This is a genomic window from Bacteroides sp. RCH18, from assembly GCF_058231005.1.
The window spans coordinates 1,125,312-1,149,510 of record NZ_JBIPTC010000001.1 but is presented as its reverse complement, the minus strand read 5'-3'; the positions used below and the strand labels follow the sequence as shown (position 1 = coordinate 1,149,510).

The 24,199-nt window shown below is 40.9% G+C and carries 18 protein-coding genes; 4 read left to right on the top strand and 14 right to left on the bottom strand.

Going from position 1 to position 24,199, the window contains the following annotated elements:
- Positions 1 to 73 precede the first annotated feature (73 nt).
- Positions 74 to 1,174 carry a redoxin domain-containing protein gene (locus tag ACHLI0_RS04510; RefSeq protein ID WP_490748549.1) on the bottom strand — a complete coding sequence of 367 codons (1,101 nt, stop codon included), beginning with the start codon at positions 1,172 to 1,174 and terminating at the stop codon, positions 74 to 76.
- A gap of 139 nt (positions 1,175 to 1,313) precedes the next feature.
- On the opposite strand from ACHLI0_RS04510, the gene ACHLI0_RS04505 reads away from it, so the two are divergent.
- From ACHLI0_RS04505 to ACHLI0_RS04490, 4 genes are read left to right on the top strand one after another with little or no spacing between them, the layout of a single operon-like run.
- On the top strand, positions 1,314 to 2,705 hold the full coding sequence (locus tag ACHLI0_RS04505; RefSeq protein ID WP_490748548.1) for a polyamine ABC transporter ATP-binding protein: 1,392 nt from the start codon (positions 1,314 to 1,316) through the stop codon (positions 2,703 to 2,705).
- A gap of 11 nt (positions 2,706 to 2,716) precedes the next feature.
- Positions 2,717 to 3,517 carry an ABC transporter permease gene (locus ACHLI0_RS04500; RefSeq protein WP_008762998.1) on the top strand — a complete coding sequence of 267 codons (801 nt, stop codon included), beginning with the start codon at positions 2,717 to 2,719 and terminating at the stop codon, positions 3,515 to 3,517.
- Complete coding sequence (locus ACHLI0_RS04495) at positions 3,511 to 4,308, top strand: ABC transporter permease (protein WP_055218498.1); 798 nt, start codon at positions 3,511 to 3,513, stop codon at positions 4,306 to 4,308. The genes ACHLI0_RS04500 and ACHLI0_RS04495 overlap by 7 nt, the downstream gene beginning before the upstream one ends.
- Positions 4,309 to 4,331: 23 nt before the next feature.
- Complete coding sequence (locus tag ACHLI0_RS04490; RefSeq protein WP_490748547.1) at positions 4,332 to 5,681, top strand: ABC transporter substrate-binding protein; 1,350 nt, start codon at positions 4,332 to 4,334, stop codon at positions 5,679 to 5,681.
- 82 nt (positions 5,682 to 5,763) lie between these two features.
- Here the strand turns inward: ACHLI0_RS04490 and ACHLI0_RS04485 are convergent, their stop codons facing one another.
- From ACHLI0_RS04485 to ACHLI0_RS04425, 13 genes are all read right to left on the bottom strand, one after another.
- The gene (locus ACHLI0_RS04485) at positions 5,764 to 6,462 is read right to left on the bottom strand and encodes a DNA alkylation repair protein (RefSeq protein WP_490748546.1); all 699 of its coding nucleotides are present in this window, start codon (positions 6,460 to 6,462) and stop codon (positions 5,764 to 5,766) included.
- Positions 6,463 to 6,567: 105 nt separating this feature from the next.
- A complete protein-coding gene (locus tag ACHLI0_RS04480) occupies positions 6,568 to 7,224 on the bottom strand; it encodes a DUF4840 domain-containing protein (protein WP_055218491.1) in 657 nt (218 codons plus the stop codon).
- A 177-nt stretch (positions 7,225 to 7,401) separates the two neighbouring features.
- Positions 7,402 to 9,102 carry a hybrid sensor histidine kinase/response regulator transcription factor gene (locus ACHLI0_RS04475; RefSeq protein WP_490749550.1) on the bottom strand — a complete coding sequence of 567 codons (1,701 nt, stop codon included), beginning with the start codon at positions 9,100 to 9,102 and terminating at the stop codon, positions 7,402 to 7,404.
- Positions 9,103 to 10,526: 1,424 nt separating this feature from the next.
- Entirely contained in the window at positions 10,527 to 11,447 is a 921-nt protein-coding gene (locus ACHLI0_RS04470; RefSeq protein ID WP_055218486.1) for an endo-beta-N-acetylglucosaminidase, read from the bottom strand.
- A gap of 196 nt (positions 11,448 to 11,643) precedes the next feature.
- Entirely contained in the window at positions 11,644 to 13,173 is a 1,530-nt protein-coding gene (locus ACHLI0_RS04465) for a BT_3987 domain-containing protein (RefSeq protein ID WP_055218484.1), read from the bottom strand.
- 27 nt (positions 13,174 to 13,200) lie between these two features.
- Positions 13,201 to 14,523: a DUF1735 and LamG domain-containing protein gene (locus ACHLI0_RS04460; protein ID WP_055218482.1), complete on the bottom strand. Its 1,323-nt coding sequence runs from the start codon at positions 14,521 to 14,523 to the stop codon at positions 13,201 to 13,203.
- Between the two features lie 18 nt (positions 14,524 to 14,541).
- Positions 14,542 to 15,525 (bottom strand): glycoside hydrolase family 18, encoded by a 984-nt coding sequence (locus ACHLI0_RS04455; RefSeq protein WP_490748545.1) that lies wholly within the window; start codon positions 15,523 to 15,525, stop codon positions 14,542 to 14,544.
- Between the two features lie 23 nt (positions 15,526 to 15,548).
- Positions 15,549 to 17,144, bottom strand: coding sequence for a RagB/SusD family nutrient uptake outer membrane protein (locus ACHLI0_RS04450; protein WP_490748544.1), 1,596 nt, complete (start codon positions 17,142 to 17,144; stop codon positions 15,549 to 15,551).
- 13 nt (positions 17,145 to 17,157) lie between these two features.
- Positions 17,158 to 20,490 (bottom strand): TonB-dependent receptor, encoded by a 3,333-nt coding sequence (locus ACHLI0_RS04445; RefSeq protein ID WP_490748543.1) that lies wholly within the window; start codon positions 20,488 to 20,490, stop codon positions 17,158 to 17,160.
- Positions 20,491 to 20,687: 197 nt separating this feature from the next.
- Positions 20,688 to 21,674, bottom strand: a complete 987-nt coding sequence (locus ACHLI0_RS04440; RefSeq protein ID WP_490748542.1) for a FecR family protein — start codon at positions 21,672 to 21,674, stop codon at positions 20,688 to 20,690.
- A 59-nt stretch (positions 21,675 to 21,733) separates the two neighbouring features.
- Entirely contained in the window at positions 21,734 to 22,285 is a 552-nt protein-coding gene (locus ACHLI0_RS04435; RefSeq protein ID WP_055218474.1) for an RNA polymerase sigma-70 factor, read from the bottom strand.
- A 186-nt stretch (positions 22,286 to 22,471) separates the two neighbouring features.
- On the bottom strand, positions 22,472 to 23,788 hold the full coding sequence (fucP, locus tag ACHLI0_RS04430) for an L-fucose:H+ symporter permease (RefSeq protein WP_490748541.1): 1,317 nt from the start codon (positions 23,786 to 23,788) through the stop codon (positions 22,472 to 22,474).
- A gap of 17 nt (positions 23,789 to 23,805) precedes the next feature.
- Positions 23,806 to 24,198, bottom strand: a complete 393-nt coding sequence (locus ACHLI0_RS04425) for an L-rhamnose mutarotase (protein ID WP_202578493.1) — start codon at positions 24,196 to 24,198, stop codon at positions 23,806 to 23,808.
- Position 24,199: the final 1 nt, after the last annotated feature.

The following is a 24,199-nucleotide window of genomic DNA, read 5'->3' as shown; positions in this document are numbered from 1 at the left end:
CACGGTGGCACAAGTGTGACAACGATATGGCACAAGTGTTACTTCATTAGGTGAAGTCTCTTATCAGCTTCATTTATTTGACTACTTCTGCCAATTTAGCCTGAAGACCTTCTCCATGAAGACCACGGGCAATGATAGTACCGTCGCCATCGATCAGAACAGTGTGAGGAATGCTGTTCACTGCATAAAGCTGTGCGCCTTCACTCTGCCAGAACTTCAGGTTAGACATTTGCGGCCAGGTCATATTCAGTTTTTTAATAGACTCTTTCCATGCAGCAGCATCCTGATCCAGAGATACACCGACGATTTCGAAGTTTTTGCCTTTGTACTGAGTGTAAGCTTCTACCAGGTTAGGCATTTCACGACGGCAAGGACCACACCAGCTAGCCCAGAAGTCTACCAGTACCACTTTACCTTTACCTGCGTAATCAGACAGTTTCACAGTTTTTCCTTCCGGAGTCTGCATTTCGAAGTCAATGAACTTAGTACCTACGGCAGTCTTCTTTTGTTTTTCAGTCTGTTCCTTAACTTTTACGATTGTTTCGTCATTCTGGAAATTAGCCGGGATTTGTTCCAGCAAAGCTGCATTCTCTTCAGTAGAGTTATTGTAGAAAGTCTGTTTGAACAAGAATACACCTACCGGGTTGGTGATGTTTTTCTGTACACCTTCTTTGATTACTTTATCATATTCTTCCTCCAGTTGGGCACCTTCTTTTTGCTTGGCTTCTTTCTGCTCGTCGCTCAAAGAAGAGTCTCCCATCGCTTCGTAGATAGCGTTCATCTTTTTGCTGATATCATTGATTTGAGTTCTGATTGCCTGGTAAGCGTCATTGTTTGAAGTACCGGTTGCAGAATCATTGTCCTTTGTCAGTGCAATGTTTATTTTGCCGTTTTCGAGGAAGAAATCAATCATCAGAGGTTCTCCGTTCACTTCGCAAGTGACATAACGGTTTACTACAGAATCCTGCGTGCCTTCGAAGGTGAAAGTACCTTTAGAGATGACTGCGGTATCTAGTTTTGTAAGATTTCTGCCTGTTGCTTCCTGAAGGTAAACAGTGTCGCCGTCAGCAGCGCCTTCTACTGTACCTGTGATAACGTATCCGGCTTTGTTTCCGGTACAAGCTACCATACCCAACGCTGCCGTCGCAATAACTAAATAAGTTAACTTTTTCATGCTTTTGTAAAATTAGTGAATAAATATTTATGCAAAGATAGATTTTTTTTCTGTCTGGCATCGAAAAACACTGTTATATTAGATTAACACGTAGGTGGAAATCGTAGAAATGTGTACCTTTGCAGCCCAAACTTTTAGTATGAATATGCAAGAAGACAAATCCATCATTGAGGTTAGCCATGTATCGAAGTTTTTTGGCGACAAAACAGCTTTGGATGATGTAACTCTGAACGTGAAAAAGGGCGAGTTTGTTACGATTCTCGGACCTTCCGGCTGCGGAAAAACGACATTGTTGCGTCTCATTGCCGGTTTTCAGACAGCTTCGGAAGGCGAAATCCGAATATCGGGTAAGGAAATCACACAGACTCCACCCCATAAACGTCCGGTGAACACGGTATTTCAGAAATATGCCCTGTTCCCGCATTTGAATGTATACGACAATATTGCTTTCGGCCTGAAGCTGAAAAAGACGCCGAAACAGACAATCGGCAAGAAGGTGAAAGCCGCATTGAAGATGGTTGGTATGACAGATTACGAGTATCGGGATGTAGATTCTCTTTCCGGTGGCCAGCAACAGCGTGTAGCTATTGCCCGTGCCATTGTCAATGAGCCGGAAGTGTTGCTGCTCGACGAACCGTTGGCTGCGCTCGACCTCAAAATGCGCAAGGATATGCAGATGGAACTGAAAGAAATGCATAAATCTCTGGGCATTACATTTGTATACGTAACTCATGATCAAGAGGAAGCCTTGACATTGAGTGATACGATTGTCGTGATGAGCGAAGGAAAAATCCAGCAGATCGGTACGCCGATTGATATCTACAATGAACCGATCAATTCATTTGTGGCGGATTTTATCGGAGAAAGTAATATTCTCAACGGAACGATGATTCATGATAAACTGGTACGCTTTTGTGGTACGGAGTTTGAATGCGTGGACGAAGGTTTCGGTGAAAACACTCCAGTGGACGTAGTCATCCGTCCGGAAGACCTTTATATTTTCCCGGTTTCGGAGATGGCGCAACTGACCGGTGTGGTACAGACTTCGATCTTCAAAGGGGTACACTATGAAATGACTGTGCTTTGTGGCGGATATGAGTTCCTTGTTCAGGATTATCATCATTTTGAAGTCGGTGCGGAGGTTGGTCTGCTGGTGAAGCCGTTCGATATTCATATTATGAAGAAAGAACGTGTATGCAATACGTTTGAAGGAAAGTTGCAGGATGCTACTCATGTAGAATTCCTTGGCTGTACGTTCGAATGTGTCTCTGTGGAAGGAATGGAATCCGGTATGGATGTCAAGGTCGAAGTAGACTTTGATAAAGTGATCCTGCAGGATAACGAAGAAGACGGTACACTGACGGGAGAAGTGAAGTTCATCCTTTATAAAGGTGATCATTACCACCTGACTGTATGGTCTGACTGGGACGAGAATGTGTTTGTAGATACGAACGATGTCTGGGATGACGGAGACCGTGTGGGTATTACTATCCCTCCGGATGCGATTCGTGTAATTAAAATAACCGATTAACAGGAAAGGAAGTGAATAAGAAGTTTATAGTATTTTTGTCATCACGTAAGAGCTGGACTCTTCCTTACATTATTTTCTCGGCGATCTTTGTGGTCATACCGTTGGTTCTAATTGTCGTGTATGCGTTTACCGATGATAACGGTCATCTGACACTCGCCAATTTTCAGAAATTCTTCGAACATCCCGAAGCTATCAATACCTTCGTCTATTCCATAGGTATTGCCATTATTACGACTCTTATCTGTATCCTGCTGGGATATCCCGCAGCCTGGATATTAAGCAACAGCAAGCTGAACCGTTCCAAAACGATGGTGGTGCTGTTTATTCTGCCCATGTGGGTGAATATTCTGGTGCGTACTCTTGCCACCGTCGCTTTATTCGACTTTTTCAGCGTTCCGCTGGGAGAGGGAGCACTGATCTTCGGTATGGTTTACAACTTTATCCCCTTCATGATCTATCCCATCTATAATACATTGCAGAAGATGGACCATAGCTACATTGAGGCGGCGCAGGATTTGGGAGCCAATCCTGTACAGGTCTTTTTCAAGGCAGTTCTCCCGCTTTCCATGCCGGGAGTCATGAGCGGTATCATGATGGTGTTTATGCCGACCATTTCGACATTCGCCATTGCCGAACTGCTGACGATGAACAATATCAAACTCTTTGGTACTACCATTCAGGAGAATATCAATAACAGTATGTGGAACTATGGAGCGGCACTTTCGCTGATCATGCTGCTGCTGATAGCCGCGACTTCATTGTTCAGTACCGATGATAAGGATAATACGAACGAAGGAGGTGGGCTATGGTAAAGAAGATATTCGCTCAGACTTACCTGTGGGTATTACTGCTGTTGCTATATTCCCCTATTGTGATCATTGTGATTTACTCTTTTACCGAGGCGAAGGTATTAGGTAACTGGACCGGGTTTTCGACCAAACTTTATTCATCACTGTTTAATACAGGTGCCCATCATTCTCTGATGAATGCCCTAGTTAATACCATTACCATTGCGCTGCTGGCTGCCACGGCATCTACCTTGTTGGGCAGCATTGCTGCCATCGGCATCTTCAACTTAAAAGCACGCTCGCGTAAGGCGATTGGTTTTGTGAATAGTATTCCTATTCTGAACGGTGATATCATAACCGGTATATCGCTTTTCCTTTTATTCGTATCTCTCGGAATCACGCAGGGATATACCACAGTGGTACTGGCGCACATCACTTTTTGTACTCCTTACGTTGTATTAAGCGTTCTGCCGCGCCTGAAACAAATGAATCCGAACATTTATGAAGCTGCCCTCGATTTGGGAGCTACACCTATGCAGGCTTTGCGGAAAGTAATCATTCCGGAGATTCGTCCGGGAATGATCAGTGGCTTTATGCTTGCACTGACACTTTCAATCGATGATTTTGCCGTAACTGTATTTACCATCGGTAATCAAGGGCTGGAAACGCTTTCCACCTATATCTATGCCGATGCCCGCAAGGGAGGTCTGACTCCCGAGCTCCGCCCGTTGTCCGCCATTATTTTTGTGGTGGTGCTGGCTTTACTGATAGTGATTAATTACCGTGCCGGAAAAACGAAGAAGAAAGAATCATGAAAATGTGCTGCTACGTAAATAAAATGAAAAGAATAGTTTCTGTTAACTTGTTTTTGCTGGTGCTGGCTGGTTTTCTGAGCGGTTGCTACAATTCCGGCGAGCCACGCGAGAGAGTTCTTAAGATCTATAACTGGGCAGATTATATAGGAGAAGGTGTACTCGAAGATTTCCAGGCGTACTATAAAGAACAGACAGGTGAAGATATACGCATCGTCTATCAGACATTCGACATCAACGAGATCATGTTGACGAAAATAGAAAAGGGACATGAGGATTTTGATGTGGTTTGTCCTTCGGAATATATCATTGAGAGAATGCTGAAAAAGCATCTGTTGTTGCCTATTGACACCACTTTCGCCCATTCCCCTAATTACATGAATAATGTGTCACCATTTATTCGCGAACAGATTAATAAACTGAGTCAGCCGGGTGAAGAAGCAAGCCGTTACGCTGTCTGTTATATGTGGGGGACCGCAGGTATTCTTTATAACCGGGCATACGTTCCCGATTCCGACGCTTTCTCCTGGGAATGTCTTTGGGATAAGAAATATGCAGGAAAGATTCTGATGAAAGACAGTTACCGTGACGCTTACGGAACAGCCGTTATCTATGCCCATGCCAAAGAGCTGGAAGAAGGGACGGTGACGGTGGAAGACCTGATGAATGATTACTCACCACGTGCTATGGAGGTAGCCGAAAAGTATCTGAAAGCTATGAAACCGAATATTGCCGGTTGGGAAGCGGACTTCGGTAAGGAGATGATGACGAAGAATAAAGCATGGCTGAATATGACCTGGAGTGGCGATGCGATATGGGCGATTGAAGAGGCGAATGCGGTAGGAGTGGACCTTGACTACGTGGTTCCGAAAGAAGGAAGTAATATCTGGTATGATGGCTGGGTGATTCCTAAATATGCGAAGAATCCGGTGGCTGCCAGCTACTTTATCAACTTTATGTGCCGTCCGGACATTGCGTTGCGTAATATGGATTTCTGTGGATATGTGAGTTCTATCGCTACACTGGAGATTCTGGAAGAGAAAGTGGATACGACTCTGGATTATTATGCGGATTTAAGTTATTTCTTCGGTCCGGATGCCGACAGCATACAGATTGACAAGATTCAATATCCCGACCGTAAGGTGGTGGAACGCTGCGCTATGATTCGTGACTTCGGAGATAAAACCAAAGAGGTACTGGATATCTGGTCACGCATCAAAGGTGACAACTTGGGGGTAGGCATTACTATTCTGATTTTTGTTGTCGTAGCCTTGATGAGCGGATGGATGATTTATAAGAGATGGCAACGCTACAGCCGTCGGAAACAACAAAATCGCAGAAGCAGAAGAAAGAGAAAAAAGAATGTGAAGCGGTAAGTTAAAAACACTCGGTAATAAGCGGTGGATGATAAACGAATGATACGGTTAAAACCGGGCATCGTTTGTCATCCACCGTTTTTTATCCTACTCTTTTCATAGAACGGATGATGTCTTTCGTCTCTTTATCTACACGCAGAGATTCAATGATTTTCTGCAATGATTTATTGTATGTCCAGTTATCCAGTTTGCTTCGCTTCAGATATTTCATCGTCTTATCCGGAAATTTAATGAAACAGATTGATATCATCCATGCCATTGCCATACGTGCATAATAGGCTTCATGAGTGAATAAATCGGCATATTCTAGCAATGAATCGATATGATCCTCATCTACATAATGAAACAGCATCACAATTCCGAACCGGATTTCATATTCTTCTTTTGACTTCAGATAAGGCTGGATAAACTGCCATACTGTTTCTTTCCCTTTTCCTACCGCCATCTTTTTCAGCTCACCTGAGAAAATATCGCATACGGCCCAGTTGTTGATACGCGGGACGAAGAGGCGAATATAGTGGATTCGTTCTTCCAGCTCCATTTTAGCGAGTCCGATAATCATTCCCTGTAGCATTGTCTCTTCATAATACTGTGTATCGGTTGCTTCAACGAATGTACGCCAGCCTTCTTTCTTGGCGAGCCCTTTAGCCATTATCCGGAGTTGCGGGATGCGTACACCGAGAATATTATCGGCACCGGGAATTAAAGAGGAGTGAAATTCCCTGTATGCAGGGTCTTCCAGAGTTTTCAGTTCTTTTCGGACGCTTTCTGTTGTTGTCATTGGCTGTAGATTTATTATTGATGCAAATATATGAAAAAGAGTGCGTCTTCTTTCGCAGACACACTCTCTTTTACACTTTATTCTGTAAATAATTAAACAGTCACCTTATTTCTTGGTCATATCAAAAGTAAAGGTAGTTGCCGGAAATTTATCAAACCGTTCTTCATTTACTGTAACTTCTGTTGCCTGAATAGCAAACTTCAGTTTCTGACCTTCGTAAGCATAACTGCCTTTTTCGTCAGCTTTGATTGTCACTTTTACGGTGAGTTTAGGAGTTTCTTCTTCCCCTTCAGTTTTTCTTATGGGTTGTGGTTCCATTGCAATTTCCAATACCAAGGGTTCAGGTGACATTTGAAGTAAGATATTGTCTTTATTGTCGTTGAAAGCTGCTTGATAAGGGATTTTGTATTCTACATCTCCTACCGCTTTGATGATGGCTTCGGCTGCGTCCGGATCTTCGATAATGCTTTTGATCAGATCCTCTACCGGGAATTTGCTGATTAATATATGATTATCTTTTAATTCGGCATTTACGGTGACTCCGTCTTCAGCTTCATTCTCTGCATTTTCCAAAGGAGCGATAGAGGTTGTCTGCATTTTGCCGGAATAGGTGCCTTCTACATCTTTGAGAGAATATACCGGAATATTTTCATCATCATCACTACTACAAGAGGTAAAGATACTGGTCATCCCCAATGCCATTACCAATAAAACAAAACGACTTAAGCAACATACTTTTTTCATTTTAGTTAAAGTTTTCATACTTGTTAAACAAATTAGGTTATTAATTCTCAAAATTAAGGTGTACGTACATAGAGTAAATACCGGAAATGACGAAATACTGCATCATGGAAATAAAAAAGTACTCCAGTCACTTTCTCCGTGAAGACCGTGCTGGAGTACATTCGGACATGCTTTTAGTTGTCCGTTCTATTCCGACTATTTTTTCTTGATCGATTCTTTAGGTGTAATTCCGAAGTATTCTTTATACCTGTTGCGGAAGTTTTTTACATCCTTCAATCCGATCATTTCCGGTATGGTTCCGACAGGGTATTTCCCGCTTTCTAACAACTCGTGTGCCTTTTCCATTCGAACGGCTTCAATAAAGACGGTCGGGGCCTCGCCGGTCACTGACTTCCACTTATTGTAGAATTTCGTTCTGCTCATTTTCAAATGTGAGGCAATCGCATCGATAGTCAAATCCTCTTTCTCTATTCGTTCAAGAATATACTCTTTTACTTCATTGATCAATAGGCTTTTGCTTCCTTCAGTAGCTTCCTTGATCATTTCGGTTGGTTGTACTTGCAGAAAATGTTCTCCGAATACTTTGTGCAGGAATGCTTTTCTAAGAAGGCGGCTGTTCCTGATAAGAACAGCAATCTCTATCTTTAAATCCTCCACATGAAAAGGAGTATGCATGAATGTGTCTGCTAATGACGCTTCCCTTTTACTGCGTTGGTCGGCATCTATATGCGATCCGTAAAGGATGACCGGTATAATAGATGTTTCTTTAGACGTCTTCAGCCTTGAAGAAAGTTCATCACCGCCCATTCCGTTGAGCACTGTATCGCATATTACCAGATCCGGATGTTCATTTTTGATATATCCCAATGCGTCCGCTCCGTTTTCAAAACCTCTGACTATGTATTCCTCTGATAAACAGGTCTCCAGATAGGATCTGAATTCTTCGTTACTGTCGACCATAATCACGACTGGTCTGGATGAATTTCTTTTCTGTGAACTTTTGTGGAATAAGGCATCAATCTTTTCTTCCTCTATATTCTTCTCTATATGAACCAAACTGCGTTCGGATACATTTTCATAAGAGGGTTTTACAGGAAAACGTAATGTGATCGTATGACATGAATTATTGATTAATATTTCTCCATTGCATATTTCTGTCAGTTTTTTGCATAAAGCACTTTTTGCAAAGTAATATTTAGATTCTGTTTTTTGTTTAATAAGATGTTTACCGGAGCATTTATAACATTTCATTAGGTTTTCATTTCCAGTATAACTCGCTTTTATTATCCAATATTTGTTGCATAAAGATGCGTGTATAATAACTTTTTTTGAATATTCTGTATGATCTATTATATTCTTTATGAATTTCTCTATTACGGGAGATATTTTACTTTGATCTATCCACACGCTTGCATATTTGAATTCTGTTTGGATTTCTAATTTAATATGTCTGTTTGCTGCGTGATCTTTCAGAGAAGATATTTTATTTTTAAGGAAATTTCCTAATTCATGTTCCGTAATATTCATTTTTTGGGAATGAGCGGCTATTTGCTTCAGGTCCATTAATCTGGTTAAATGATCATTAAGGCAATCTATGTTGCGGATAGCCAGTGACAGCTCTTTTTTGATATTGTCTGGACAGTTATTACTATAGGTTGACTTTAAAGGCGTATGAAGCAATGTGATTGGGGTGCGAATGTTTCGGAAGGAGTCCATGAAATACTGATTTTCTTCTTTTAAGAAAGCAATTTCTTTCCGCATGGCAAAAGAATGAGACAAGAACCAATACAATAAAAGTATTCCTGCTGTTGAAAATAAAATTGGGAATAATTCACTTTGGGTGGTTGTAACTGCGATAATAGGAGTGTATAATGACGTTATAATTAAATATTTCATATTAATCTGTTTTTTTAGTAACGTCACTTGGTGAAATTGATCTATTCCTCTCGTTCGGGTTTGAAGTGAGGAAAAATGCACAGTATTATGGTCTCATGATTGTATATCAATAAGTTCAAATAACATGATCTCAAAATTATTTGTTCTTTGAAGGCTGATATCGGGAATGCGTAGTATGTAGAGTTTTAATTCTAATGTTTGAACCCTTTTGAAAGGAATAGGGCAAATCTCCTCCAAGTAACAATAATTAATTTGATTATTTTTTATTAAACATAAATGTTAAATATATTGTAAGTAATGCGGGCTGCTCAGGAGGTGCCCGTGCTTTTGGTTGGGTACTTTTGGAATAACTTCCATTTAGTACCAATTCAGATTCTCTCATTTTTGGGTTTTTGGATAATATATACGTATTTTTTTATAATATAATATTGCTTGTTCTTATGAGGTAAATATACGTCATAGTTATAAAAAATTGATATAATATCTGATTAAAAATAGAGACTTGTTACTTTTTGTATGATGTTTGCGATAAAATGTATTGAAAACTTGTATATTTTTAATACAATGTTATATTTATTGTTCGTGGAAAATGATAATGCTTGCTTATTGAAGGTTCTGTCTATTATTAATTTATGTTTAATAAAATCATAATTAGATCAAAACAGTCATGGAATTCTTTGTTTTTATTCCAGATTTGGGAGATTGATACGTAGATTTATAGTATGGTTCTATGAAGTATGCTTAATAAATTAGTATAATGCTATATATCTTTTCCTATATTTATCAGATTGGTTTGAAGCATTCTACCATATGAATTAATAAATTCTCGCCAGCTATTAGCTGTTTGTTGCTTATGTTTTATTCTGTTGCACTTGTGTAGCTACAGGGATGCATAACTGTAGCTGACTTGTTACACAAGTCTGCCTGTCTGATTACTCGACTGTAACTTTATTGTTTCTTTATGATTGGATAGGGGGGAGTGAAAAAAGTGCAGTTTTCTTCTATGAAAAAGTGAAAAGTATATAGATGATTTTTGTAAACTTGTAGAAAAAAGAACTGTTTTGGGACTTAAAGTGCTGATTAGTAATGCTGTGACATTTTTGTTTTTCCCCTTATAATAATTAGATTAGATACAAAAATGTCACAGCATTCATCTGATTATCCTCGGTTGCTACTTCTCTTCTTTTTTGCCCGTAACTTTCCCTCCAGTTAATTATATGAGCGTTGGGAGAGTGAGTAGCTTCCGAAGGATATATTATCTAATAAATGTTGTATGAGTAATTCTTCACATGTTTCCTTCACTAAAAAGGAACATGTGAAGAAATACATTACTCTCTCACTTTAAACTACTTCCCCCTCTTTTGTTTAAAGAGGGAGAAGTGTATTTTAATACTTCATCAAGTATGATGCTTTAAATCCTTTGATTAATAATTCTTTGGATAAGAATTACCGTCATAAGTACAAGTAGACTTGAAAGCTCCTTTTGCAACACCATTCAATACGCTTACGATATTGTTGGCTCTAAGGTCATAGTAACCGATAGCACCATAACCTTTACTTGCAACTTGTCCTGAATAAAGTTGAGCACTAGCAGCAGACGGAGCACTATTCAGATTAATGGTATAAGGTGCAAATTTACTATTCGGCATACCAAAACCTGTACTCCACGATGGGGAGTTGAAGAATGCATAAATACCATAGTTTATATAGCCATTTACATTTGTAAGCTCATAGGCATAGCCATAATTGAATGCAGTAATCGTTTTGCCTGGCATCTTGTTGTGGAGCGCAGTAATTAAATTAGAGAAAGAACCTGTGCTTCCTGATGGATAACCGTTTCTTCCGTATTCAGCCCATTCATCGTCAAAGTCTACACCATCTAATCCATATTGGCTAACAGCATTAGCAACTGCAGTTGCGAATTGTTCAGTCTGAGCTGAATTCATGTTTGCGAATCCGAGCCCTGTATGGTCACCCAATAAACCGAGTAAAACTTTGATACCTTTGTCTTGAAGAGGCTTAATCAGAGTGTCTTTGTGGTCCAAAATGTACTGTACATTTGGATTGTTATATAAAGTAGCGTCTGAGCCTACACCTCTTATGTTGGCAGCGAACAGAATTACATAATCGAAAAATGGAGCATCATCCATAATATATGACCCTGCATTAAGAGGGTTGATATCATTTACTTCAATATAAACGATGTTTTTAATACCTGTGGCCGAACGAGTGACCGCTTCTGGTTGAGTACCATCTGCTTGGTTTGCTGGAATTTCTTCTTGTGAACATGCGCAAAATGCAAATATAGCGATAGATGACGCTAAAATTTTATACAAGTTTTTCATAATGTAAATTTTAAAATTGATTTAATGATTTTTCTTTTCTTATAATCAATGCGGAAGATATCTCTTTGGCATTGATAGGATACGTGTTTGGTGGAAGTTCCTCCTTCATAGTCTGATTTTTATGCGTAAATATTCTGCATCTCCTTTCTCAGTTTGTTCATATTCACAGATGCTTTATAAATATGAATGTTATATCTTAATAATCTTTAGGCATGAGAGGATCATGTATACTAAGGTATTGGTTATTGTTTGGAGAGTTAATACCCATAACAAAATACTCTTTTTCCATATCACACAAATTACACATAGCTCCATAAGCCATATAAGTTGGAGCGTAAGGCTCTACTCCCGCAGTAACATAATCAACTCGATTCACTACAAATACATGGTTTATTCCAACGGTTTCCATTATTGAAGGTAAATTGAATACATCTATCACTTGATCTAAAACACTTGTTTGTTCACTTGATATATGTATATCAGTATTCAAAGCTCCCCATTTTTCTTTGTTTAATCCTGCAATAGGACGTGTCCATTTTTCAGGAGTACTCCAAGGATCAATAATTGTGTTCAATTGATCACACCAAGCATAATCTACAAGTTCTCCTAATTTCAAATTAGCGTCATTAGTGATTCCTTCCGGAGATTCAGCAGTTTGTGTATAGGTTATGATCTTGTTTCCTAGCTTATCTCGTAAAGATGCTACGAATTTGCATAGATTGTTTGAGTAATTAATGTTTTCGTTACTTTCTTCATAGGAAAAATTAGCATCATATAGATTGACTCCATCTAAATGATATATATCAATCACTTGTTTTATTCTTTCTACAAATATCATCATTTCTTTTTCCCCCAGATTGGAAAAACCAATTCCTTCTCCCGCTCCCTTAATGGCAAGGCAAACTTTGTGGTCTAACTGTTGCAATGGAACGATGTACTTTTCACGTTTCTTTAGTACGTATGCCAGATCATCTTTTAGATATAAGGATGGCAACAGATTATCGTCTGCCTTGACGGTAGCGAACTGTAGGTTGATTATATCGAATGGATTGTAGTAATCTACTTCTGGTGATGAAAGAGACATAGACTCAAAATAGAGTTTGTTGAGCAGTAGAGGATTGGTGAATTCGGGATCTACCCCTGCTATCTGAATGAAGTTTTTCTTTATAGCGTTATATTCGGCAGGAGCCATTCCCCATACATTAATTATATAATATAATGTTTTGCGTTCACTAGATATGGCCGGGGAACTATTGTTCTCTTCTACTGTCAGAGGGAGTACATAAATAACAGAATCTTCTATAGATTCATCATATTTGAAAGCAATAGAGACAGAGTTTGACTGCTGTTCTCCTTTCTCTATTGTCATTTTTCCACTGTTACCTAAATCTACGTATTCTGTAGGATACAGAGGGTAATTCGTTCCGTGTTTCGAATTGAAGTCCAGTACTTTGGATTCGTCTACTTTTACGGTATAATTTCCTGTCTGTGAAGCCGGTTCTGTTAAGCTGATGTGAAATTGATCGCTCAAACTGGCATGGTCCATGTTTATCTGTGGATTTTCCATCGCATAATTATCGCTTTGTAATATACCCATAGAAAGACCTATACCTCCGGTTTCGGGGAATGTGCCGGCATCGATAGTAAGATCGTTATTTTCGCAGGCAGTCCCAATAAAACCTGCCGCAAATGCCAGAATCAGTATATGTTTCAATATTTGTTTCATATTTTGATTTTTATAAGTTTCTCATTTCTAATCTTCTCTATTCACTTGCGGAACTTCTATGCCGCTTGGCCATAGTTCTTCATTTTTCACGTCATATTCTTCTTTGCTATTGAAATCTTTCCAATAACGTACGATGTGTGCATCGTTATGATATTTGGAGTAATCCTTGATATCATTGCCGCTTCCTTCATTGAATTTCCAGTAAGCAGCGAGGTGTGCTTCATTTTCCGGATCTTCAATGTCGTACATGTTTTTCCATATTTCCTGTTGTGTACGTGCTACATCCCAGATACGTGCCTCACAGACATTACCGTTTAGTTGACGGTCGATAAGCCAGCGGTCATTATAAGAACGTCCTATGTAGAAAAGCCAGTCACCGTCGCTTGCACCGGGAAAACTTTCCTGTTTGCGGTTGGCAAGTTTTATTTCGGAGAATTCGCTGTTGCCATAGTTAGTGCTTCGGCTTTGTTCTTTTCCATTGACGTAGAAAATGATTGTTTTGGTGGCAATGTCGTACGTTAGTGCGAGATGGTACCATTCATTTTCTTTCAGTAATTTGGCTTTGTTGGCTTCGGGGAACTTTCCTGCCGGAGTCTGTATCTGCAACTGTTGACGTGGAAAGCCTGCATCGCCTGCCCGGAAACAGAAATATTGCTCGATGCCCATCAGACTGGAAATGTCTGTATTGGCTTCGTCGAAATTGGTTATACGGGTGATTATTTCAAAGGTGACAGCCTTCAAATTGTTCAGATGAGCAGCATTGCCGGCAGGCTCTGTTCCCCATTTGGGTACATAGAATCCGGGAACTTCGACGTAGCAATAGCGTAAGTCAACAGCGGTAGTGATGGCGCTGGAGCGTTTCACTATATACCAGTAGGTGGTTGAGCCATCCAATAGGCCTACACCTTGTGCAGAGTTAAGAGACACTGGGCAGAGATATGCTTTATCAATCTCCAATTCTGTCAGGTTTTCGAAATAAATATGTAACGGAGCAGAATTGATTTTGCCTGCGCGTATTGTCATTTCGTTGCTCTCCAATCGGTAATGTTTGGTCGGCAATATATCATAGCTGGTATTGTTTCGTGAGTTATAGGCTTCTACTTGTGAAGGGTCAACTGCTACGTTGACTGTAACATCAGTACCGGCAGGATATGCCAGCCGGGCTGTGAAGCTTTTTTCGCGCTGAATAATCGTTTTGTTGAATGTCATAGTCTCCGACGTTTTACTTTCGGCTACACTTAAATAGACACCGTTGTCGAAAGGAGCACTTTTACTATAATCGGCATTGTCGCAAGCAGTGACAGCAAGTAACAACATGAAAATTGCGAATCGTATTTTTTGCTTTTTCATCTTAGATTCCTCCTGTGTTTATTTTAAAGGTGAAGGGTTTAAAGTCTGTATGGCACCACGTGTCTCCTTATAAGTGATGTTAGCGTGCGAATAGTCTGCAGCGACATTCTGTATCATTAAGCCGCCGATAGGTCCGCAGTCTATTACCTGTATGGCGAAGAAAGGCACTTGTGAGACAAGCCCGTCATTATTGTCCGTAGTCATTAGCTCCGGATCGCCGGTAATGAGCAGCTTGTCCGAGGGAATACCTGCATAATAGATAGCTTCATTAATCAGAAGACGTAACTGGCTGGCATTTTTAGAGGACGTAGTATTGAGTACGTAGCGGGTGAATACATCCCGGTTCGCTTCGGGAATAAAAAGTGGATTACTTTCCAGAAAAAAGATTTTCCCATTTTTTGCTAACGGTGTAATCTTGTCAAGCAGTAACTGACGCATCTCAGCTATACTTGTATTGACTGCTGTGTTATTACCAAGTCCGATGTCACCGGTGTAGGAGATTGAGGCTCCGTCAAGTCCATTGTCGGTAATGGCGGATACCATTTGTTCTAAAGCGGGAGTCAGAAGTGTTTTGATTTCTTGTCCCGAACTTTCTGCGTTCTCTTTGATACTGGTCAGATTGAAACTAAAAAGAACCTTTGTTGCAAAATTAGTCTGCAATACAGGAATGTCTTCCAGATCGGCTGAATTAAGTGTTACCGCATTTTCCAGAATGACGGCATCAATGCTATCTGGCATCGAACGAAGAAAGTCTTTTTCTCCGTCTCCGCTATGTCCATTGTCGAAGCGTACACATACGGCATAGTGTTTGCGACTTTTATAGTTGCGAACAGCTTGTGTGTAGCGGGCATATAGTTCAGGGTTCTGACCATCGGGGGTAGTTACTCCGTAATCCACCTGTTCCGTTTCGGTCCAATCGTCACACGATGTCCACAGACAGCCTGCACCAATCGTGAGAGTGACGACGGTAAAGAAACTGAATATAAGGTTTTTATTTTTCATATTATCTTAGTTTTTAAAGATTCTTACTTGTTTGCTTTACGATCCCACCACACATGAGTGCCACCGGTATCTCCCCCCTGATTATTACTACTTTCCTTTATCAATACATTAATGGCATTGTTAAGGTGAAAAGAATTCTGGGTGTATTCTTCGTTGGGATACATGAGTCGGCGCATGCCGGCTTCGGTACTGACATTGCGGCCTTTGTTCACGACAACAGGCAATAATTTGGGATATCCGGTACGCCTGTGTTCACTCCATGATTCAATGCCGTTGGGGAAAAGTGCAATCCACTTTTGGGTAATGATACGTTCCAAATTCTCTTCGAATGCCTGTTCTCCCATTTCATTCCATTTTACTGTAATGTTGGCGGGGGTACCTGTGCTGTACGAACCTAGCGGGTCAGTATAGCCACTTGGAGAAGCTATTGAATTCAGATAGTCTTCTGCTCCGCTGGCTCCATGTTCTTCGAAAGAAAGCTTAATCCCTGTTTCGTAGAAATCTTTGGCTTCACCGCCCATATTCCATTTGCGTAATGCGCCTTCAGCTCGCAGGAATGCTACTTCGGAGGCAGTCATCCATACATAAGGATCGCTGGCGGTCATCAAACGATTGGAGTACGATGTTATCATGTCGTCATCAGAAAATGGTGAATTTATGCCGATACGCATGCCGTAATAACCTTCCTGATCGTTATTCTTCACCTTGGTAAAATATTTATCCCGACGTGGGTCTGCATAACCATTCATGTAACAGATAATATCGGCTCCTATACGATAGTCTTTCCAATCGTTGAAGCAGAGTGCTGAGCGATTTTCTGCTACATGGAATAAGGCATTGTCGTCGTTCTTTTCGATCACTCCTGCCGTTACGGCTTTCTCGGCAATGCTTTGGGCTTCGGCAGCCATATCGGTGTAGCATAGGCGCATAGCCATGCGTAGTTGTAGTGAATGGAGAAAAAGGCGCCATTGCTGTAGTTTTCCGTAGTAGACATCATCCAGCTTTTCAAATCCGCTATTGCCTTCTGTCATGTTGTCTTCAAGTGCTTGATCGGCTTCTTCAAGTTCTTGAAACATACGCATGTAGACATCTTTCTGTGAATCGTAAGCCGCATTCAGTCCATCGCTTTCAGAACCTTCTCCGGATACAAGCACTTTGCTATAAGGGATAGGACCGTAAATGTCCGTCACACGTTGCATGATAGTTACTCGTAGCAGTTTGGCTAATGCAAGGGCTACAGGGGCATCTTCATGTTGTAAAACGGCATAATATTTAGGATATGTTTCTGATATAACATCTGTAAATGGTGCCTTCAACCAGTCGGTTTTAGGATTATAGGTAGAGTATTTCTCCAGCCATCCGGTACGCGTTTCACCGAAATATCCTGCATAAGAACCACCACACATGGCTTCCATGAATTGGTAAAGATGCTCTTGTGCAGGTATTACTAAGCCTTGCAGGCCTCTGATAGTGGAGCCGAGGTCGTAGTTTTCACGGCCGATTTCTTCGCTGTCCACTTCGTATTTATTACGGTTCATGTCCGTATCCATGCAACTTCCCAAAGGCAGAAGCAGGAAGGCTGAATATACTGCTATCAGCATATATCGCAGGTTTTTCATAAATTTCATGGTTTTAGAAGTTAAACTTAACATTAAACCCGATGTTGCGGGTGCTCGGCATCATGAAGTAATCTATCCCTTGATAATAGTTGCTGGTAGTAGCGACTGATTCGGGATCGAAAGGTGCTTTGCAATAAATCATCCAGAGATTACGCCCTACCAAAGACACGTTGATATCACATATGTTTTTCAACCAACGGCGGGGAATAGTATATCCGATATGTGCTTCTTGCAGGCGAATATTAGTCGCGCTGTAAGTATAGTATTGCGGGAGTCCGCTGGAACTGCCAATTGTTTCGTACCATTGCTGGGCATTGATCATAGTGCGTCCGTTGATAACTACACCGCCTGCGTCGCGGGCTTTTGCACTGGCTTCAGATACTCCGTATTGGTCGAGAGCTGCTTGCGTAGCAGAATAAACGATACCTCCCAACCGGCAGGAAAGCAGGAAGCCGGCAGAAACACCTTTGTATGTGAACTCATTACTGAAAGCAAAGTTGGCTTTAGGTAACACGCTTCCCAATTTGATCGGTTCTACGTTGGCATCTTTGGCCAGAGCACCATTGGCGTCCATCTCAATATAACCTTTGTCATTACGTACAAGGTCGGCTTTAGAGTAGAGATCGCCCAAAGTTCCGCCTTCTTTCAAGATGAAACGTGAATAGCCCAGACCGTTCATCTCAAGTTCGGGTATATTGAGGATTTTACCAGTTTCGGGATGGTGGAAATCCTTTACCAGTTCTATGATCTTGTTTTTATTCCATGAGAAAGTAAAGTTGCTATTCCAGCCAAATTCATTCCAGCGGTGTCCATAACTTAACATTCCTTCCATACCCATATTACGTACATAACCTGTCTGTACGTAGAATTTAGAATACCCGAAAGAGGCGGATATTTTGGGGTCGAAGGTTTGGTTATAAGTATTGGCATAGTAGAATGAAGCACTTAGGCGAAGGTCTTTGAAGAAAGTGGCGTCTAAGCCGACTTCCCATGAATCCGTACGTTCCGGATAAAGCTTACCGATAGGATAATGCGTTTTTGGCAGCCATCCTAATATGGTGGTATCGTATTTATAAGTTGGAATGGTTAGGAATCGGGGATAGGGCATACCTACAGAACTGAATGATCCACGCACTTTCAAATAATCAATCCATTCGGGGAGTTTGACCATTTCGCTGATCACGCCGGAAAGTCCGACGGAGGGATAGAAGAAAGAGGTTTGTGACGAACCCAGTAATTGTGAAGCCCAGTCGTTACGTCCTGTTAAAGTAAGATAGAGCATACTTTTCCATCCCACTTCCGCACTTGCAAATATGGATTGGGTCATTTCTTCCCATCCTTCTTGTGTGGCGCGTTTCTTTGTGTTATCAAGGTCGAATACGTTGAATACATTAGGTATTCCTTTTTCCTGTATCGGACCGTTGTAGCCTAGCATATCATAGCTGTTGTCGCTTAATGATGTACCAATATTGGCTACGATAGTGAAGTCGCCCACTCTCTTGTTAATATTTACAAGAAAGTCAGCGTACGTCTGGCTGTTTCCACTCTTTTCTATGCCGTAGTATCCTTGTTCGCTACCTTCGGTAAGTGTAGTGATGGTACTTGCATAGTATTTTTGTTCATACGTGTTGTTTGAATTATCTATGCGGATGCGTCCTGATAAACTCAACCAGTCGAGCACGTCGTAAGTTAATCCGGCAGAGAGCATATAACGTTTTTTACTGTTTTCACGTAGATTACGATAGGCTATCCAATAAGGATTCTGCATGCGGAGGTCACCTTCGCCCGATGGCCAGAACTGTTCGTTGATTTTGCGAGCTTCGTTGTAGCGTTCAAAGACCTTGACTGTAGAGAAATTATCACCACGCGGGTAAAGGTAAGCAGGAACTAAAGGATTGGAATACTGTCCCTGATTAGTCATATTACGGTCGTTTTGCAGGATGTAGCTAGCTCCTACGTCTAGCTTCATCTTGTCATTGAGGAAACTTGTAGTGTTGCGGAAAGTAAAATTATATCTGTTATACCTATTGTTGGGAATCATTCCGTCGGAGTTCAGCGCAGCGGCAGAGAAGAAAGTCTGGTTCTTTTCCGTACCGGTGGATAAAGTGACTGAATTGTTGTAAACAGCTCCTGTTTTTAGAAAGTCGTTGGGGGTGTAGCCAGGACTGTTTCCCATCTTAGGTCCCCAGCTCCATACGGTGGAACCGTCAGATTTACCGTTACTTCCTGTCCCGTAACGGTTTTGAAATTCGGGCATTACGAATGGTTTCAACCAGTCGATGCCGGTAGAAACACTGGCCTGTAATTTCCCTATTTTCCCTTTTTTTGTAGTGACAATAATAGCGCCATTCGCAGCATTGCTGCCATAAAGGGCGGCTGCGGCTGCTCCCGTAAGAACGGACAGACTTTCGATGTCATCCGGATTGAGGTCGGCAATGCTTTCCGTCTCTCCTTTTGAACCAAATTCTGTGCTGCCACCACCTCCGAAGTTATACATAGGTATACCGTCGATTACATAAAGTGCATTATTACTCTTTTCGATGGATTTTGTACCGCGCATCACTACTTTGCTGGCACCGCCGACACCGGAAGAACTGCTATTGATAATGACACCCGCTACCTTACCACTCAAGCTGTTCACAAAGTTAGCGTCTTTGATTGTAGTCAATTGATCGCTCTTGACTTGTTGTACATTGTAACTTAACGCTTTCTGTTCGCGTTTGATACCTAGAGCGGTGACTACCACTTCGTTCAGCTGTTTAGTATCACTTGCCAATATTATTTCATAGATGCTCTTATCTGTTATTTTCACAGTTTGAGGTGTATATCCCACATAAGTGAAGCTTAATGTACTACCTTGGGGAGCCATTATATTGAAATTTCCATCAATATCGGTGATTGCACCTACGGAGCTTCCTTCTACTTTTATATTCACTCCGATCAGTGGTTCATTGTTTTCGTCAATGACCATTCCACTTACTTTTTTTGCAGGAGTTTCTTTTGGCTTTTTGTCGGGAATAATCATGATATACTTATCTTTGAACTGATAAGTAAATCCACTTCCTTGGAGGATTTGTTTAAGGGCATTCTCTAATGCCACAGCTTTTAGGTCAAGATTTAAAACAGGCTTGTTTCTCAGTTGCGAATCATTGTATCCGACAGAATAATCGGATTGTTTTTCTACTTCCTTAAGTGCCTCGATAACAGATATATTTTTCTTCTGAATTGTGATCTTGGCACTACTTTGTGCAAAGGAGGGTGCTTGCATCATTAACAAACAGAAAAAAAGTAAAAAACTTCTTCCCTTTGCGGTTTGATCTACTATAAATTCATAAATTTGTAGCATTTTCTTAGTATTAGGTTATTAACTAAATTATTTCACGGTAATTGAATAGAGTAAAACTCTAATATTGAGAATCTTGATTTCATATCCGGGATAGAGTTAGGGCTCCGTTCCGGATACTTTTTTGCATGAGTCTTTAGTGGTTAAAAAGGTTATTATATTGTTGTTTTTTTACTGTTTTGTTTTTGGGAGGATACCCATTACTTTGGGATTAAGTAGCAGCGGTCTCCTTTTATCTTATAGTTCATTTGGCCTACTACATTTACTATCACATCCATTACCTCAGATAGTGGTGCCTGGTCTTTAAACCGGAAACTGTATCTGTCGTCTTTCAGCGTTTTGAGCTGATACTCGAATGTATAAGGATATTTACGTTCAAGGATTGTGATGATATCTTTGACGGACATTTCTCTGAACACAAGTTCTCCACGTTGCCAGGCGGTAACTTCTTTCATATCCGGATGGTCCAGGCTATGGTAATGAGTATTTTTGTTATAAGCCAGCTGCTCATTCGGTTTTAGAATCACCTGCGATTTTAAATCATTGTATTCTACCAATACGCTTCCTGAAATCAATGTGGCTGCCAACACCGGATTTTCCGGATAAGCCGAAACGTTGAACTCCGTACCCAACGCCGTCACCTGAAAATCATTGGACTTGACGATGAACGGATGTTTTTTATCCGGTTTAACTTTAAAGTTGGCTTCACCAATCAAAAATACACTACGATCTTTACCGGTAAAGTTTTGCGGATATAAAAGTGTACTTTGTGAGTTCAGTTGTACCTGAGTTCCATCGGGTAGAGTGAGAGTCCTAATTTCAGCAGTAGGAATATATTGTTGAATAAGGTTTTCTTCTGCATCTTTACCGATTGTAGAAAGGTAAACGGAAGAAGCCGTTGCTATAAATAAAACCGCAGCGACAGTCTGCCATATATGAATTGGTCGGATTGTTCTTTTTCGTTGTATGGGAGGTATTCCGGCATTCTTTTTCAAAAGTTCATAAGACTCCTGCATATCGGTTGCGGTTCCCCGTTTATGAGCCTCATCCCATAATTTTTGTAATGCTTCGTCTTTTTCGGAAGTATGCTCTTCATCTACTAGCCACTTGTAGAAATCTTGCTGAGTCGATTCCGGATAGTCGTTTCCGGTGAATAATGTTATTATTTTCTGAAAGTAATTCTTCATATTGAGGTATTAATGTTATAACTGTTATATTAATACTTCAATTAACTAAGGCAGCTTACTTAAGGGAACAGCAAAAAAAATGCAAAAAAAATGATTTTTTTCATTTCAAGCAGAGTTAAGTAGATATGATGTTCCACTGTTCGTTTCGAAATATTTAGTTTCTCGGCTATCTCAAGATTGCTCATATGCTTGAAACGACTCATTTCGAAAATCATTCTGCGTTGTTCCGGAAGGCGTTCGAGAACTAATTTGATGATTAGTTGAGCTTCTTTATAATAGATGGGGTTGAGTGTATCTTCTGATTGGAAAAGTTCGTCGATGAGAGACTTTTCTATAATTTTCTCCTGATAAGCCAATTCTACTTTTTTGTGTTTGATAAAATTGAGAGTTGTACTTTTAGTAAGAGTATAGATATAAGGAGTCGGATTAGGAACTTCTGCCCATAATTCAGGCTTAGTCCATAGTTTTGTGAAAACATCTTGGGTAATATCCTTTGCGTCTTCTTCGGATTTAAGCAGCATTAGGGCGAAATATTTCACTACCGAATAATATTTCGTGAATATTGTTTCGAATTGTTGCGCTAAAAGTCTTTCGTCTTGGTTTGGGGTCATCGGGTTAACAGATTATTGAAATCGGAAGACAAATGTAAACAAATTAAATTAAGATACGAAGAAAAAAGGAATAGTTTATAAAAAAGAAAAAAGATAGTGACACCATCCAGTCCGGATAGTGTCACTATATGAGTGGGATGCTGACACTATCGCAACAGGATAGTGTCACTATCTTAAAGTTAGTTTTTACCAGTTTCTTTTCACTGTACGGTAGCCATAACCGATGATTACCAGAAAGCAAATGAATGGCAAAATGAATGATACATTGACAGCCGGTATGGAAGCTATCTCTTTCATGTCAATAATGCTTGCTTGCAAGGGAGGAAGTATGGAACCTCCCAAAATGGCCATAATCAGACCGGCTGCTCCGAATTTGGCATCGTCTCCCATACCTTTCAGTGCAATTCCGTAAATGGTAGGGAACATCAAAGACATACAGGCAGAAACTGCTACCAGACAATATAGTCCGAAGATATTCTGAAGGAAGATCGTTCCTAATGTGAAAATGCCTCCGAAGATGGCAAGGATCATGAGCAACTTTCCTGCATTGAGATAGCGCAGAATGAAAGTACAGATAAAGCGGCTGATACAGAAAATAACCATCGCTACGATATTGTATTGCTGGGACAGTACTTCCGCACTTTTTTCATCCATGCCATATTCCGGCGACATAAACAGGCGTGTACCATACTGAATGATAAAGGTCCAGCACATAATCTGAACACCCACATAGAAGAATTGTGCTATTACACCTTCCCGATAGCGTGTCTGGGTGAAAATACGTTTTAGCGTGGGAAAGAAATCTATTTTGTGATTCTGATCTCCATTCTTGGGCATTTTTACAAATCGTATCAGAAGCAGCATCGCCAGAATAACGAGTCCGATAATGAGATAAGGAGCTATCAGCACGGCAAGATCGCTTTCCTTGATGGCCTGAAACTCACTGTCGTTCAGTAAAGCGCGTTCATCAGTGCCCATCGGGTGCAGTTTAGCTTGAATAAATTGCATCGCTACGTACATTCCGAGCAGCGATCCCATCGGATTGAAAGACTGGGCAAGGTTCAGACGTCTTGTAGCTGTCTCTTCCGTTCCCATAGAAAGTATATAGGGGTTGCAACTGGTTTCTAGGAAGGAGAGTCCGCAGGTCAGAATAAAGTAAGCGATCAGAAACGGGTAATACTCTCCTGTCATCTTGGCGGGAAAGAATAAGAAGGCTCCGAAAGCATACAGGCCGAGTCCTAACAATACTCCGGCTTTATAGGAGAATTTGCGGATGAACATGGCGGCAGGGAAAGCCATGGCAAAATATCCACCGTAGAAGGCTACCTGAACCAGTGCCCCGTCGGTAGCACTCATCCGGAAAATTTTGGAGAATGCCTTTACCATCGGGTTGGTAATATCGTTCGCAAATCCCCACAGTGCAAAGCAGGAGGTAATAAGTATGAATGGAATAAGATAGCTGACGCCATCCTTTGAGATAATAGACTGCTTAGTGTGTTTCATGGTAATTTCTTGTTATTTTAGGTATTATATAAATGGAACATTCTCTCCATGGGTATCCATTTCTCAGCGGAACTCATTCCCGGAGCGGCCTGCTGGAGGATGGACATGTATTCTTCCCATTCTTGTTGCCGGGGGAGAGTGTTCAGACGTGCCATGGCTGTGTCCCAGTCAAAGTCGACGGGTGTTTCGACGATCATGAACAGACGGGTACCGAGAATGTAGATTTCCATCTCAAGGATACCAACTTCATGGATTCCTGCAAGGATTTCGGGCCATACTTCTGCCTGACTGTGTCTTTTCCGATACTCAGCTATTAACTCCGGTGAATCCCGTAGATCAAGAGTCTGGCAATATCGCTTGACAGGGACGTTGTAGGTTTTTACTTGATAGCCAGTTTGAGGTGTTTCCATA

Coding starts and splice junctions, on each gene's coding strand:
- ACHLI0_RS04510 (WP_490748549.1), bottom strand. CDS start 1,174: ATGAAAAAGTTAACTTATTTAGTTATTGCGACGGCAGCGTTGGGTATG.
- ACHLI0_RS04505 (WP_490748548.1), top strand. CDS start 1,314: ATGAATATGCAAGAAGACAAATCCATCATTGAGGTTAGCCATGTATCG.
- ACHLI0_RS04495 (WP_055218498.1), top strand. CDS start 3,511: ATGGTAAAGAAGATATTCGCTCAGACTTACCTGTGGGTATTACTGCTG.
- ACHLI0_RS04490 (WP_490748547.1), top strand. CDS start 4,332: ATGAAAAGAATAGTTTCTGTTAACTTGTTTTTGCTGGTGCTGGCTGGT.
- ACHLI0_RS04485 (WP_490748546.1), bottom strand. CDS start 6,462: ATGACAACAACAGAAAGCGTCCGAAAAGAACTGAAAACTCTGGAAGAC.
- ACHLI0_RS04480 (WP_055218491.1), bottom strand. CDS start 7,224: ATGAAAACTTTAACTAAAATGAAAAAAGTATGTTGCTTAAGTCGTTTT.
- ACHLI0_RS04475 (WP_490749550.1), bottom strand. CDS start 9,102: ATGAAATATTTAATTATAACGTCATTATACACTCCTATTATCGCAGTT.
- ACHLI0_RS04470 (WP_055218486.1), bottom strand. CDS start 11,447: ATGAAAAACTTGTATAAAATTTTAGCGTCATCTATCGCTATATTTGCA.
- ACHLI0_RS04465 (WP_055218484.1), bottom strand. CDS start 13,173: ATGAAACAAATATTGAAACATATACTGATTCTGGCATTTGCGGCAGGT.
- ACHLI0_RS04460 (WP_055218482.1), bottom strand. CDS start 14,523: ATGAAAAAGCAAAAAATACGATTCGCAATTTTCATGTTGTTACTTGCT.
- ACHLI0_RS04455 (WP_490748545.1), bottom strand. CDS start 15,525: ATGAAAAATAAAAACCTTATATTCAGTTTCTTTACCGTCGTCACTCTC.
- ACHLI0_RS04450 (WP_490748544.1), bottom strand. CDS start 17,144: ATGAAAAACCTGCGATATATGCTGATAGCAGTATATTCAGCCTTCCTG.
- ACHLI0_RS04445 (WP_490748543.1), bottom strand. CDS start 20,490: ATGCTACAAATTTATGAATTTATAGTAGATCAAACCGCAAAGGGAAGA.
- ACHLI0_RS04440 (WP_490748542.1), bottom strand. CDS start 21,674: ATGAAGAATTACTTTCAGAAAATAATAACATTATTCACCGGAAACGAC.
- ACHLI0_RS04435 (WP_055218474.1), bottom strand. CDS start 22,285: ATGACCCCAAACCAAGACGAAAGACTTTTAGCGCAACAATTCGAAACA.
- fucP (WP_490748541.1), bottom strand. CDS start 23,788: ATGAAACACACTAAGCAGTCTATTATCTCAAAGGATGGCGTCAGCTAT.
- ACHLI0_RS04425 (WP_202578493.1), bottom strand. CDS start 24,198: ATGGAAACACCTCAAACTGGCTATCAAGTAAAAACCTACAACGTCCCT.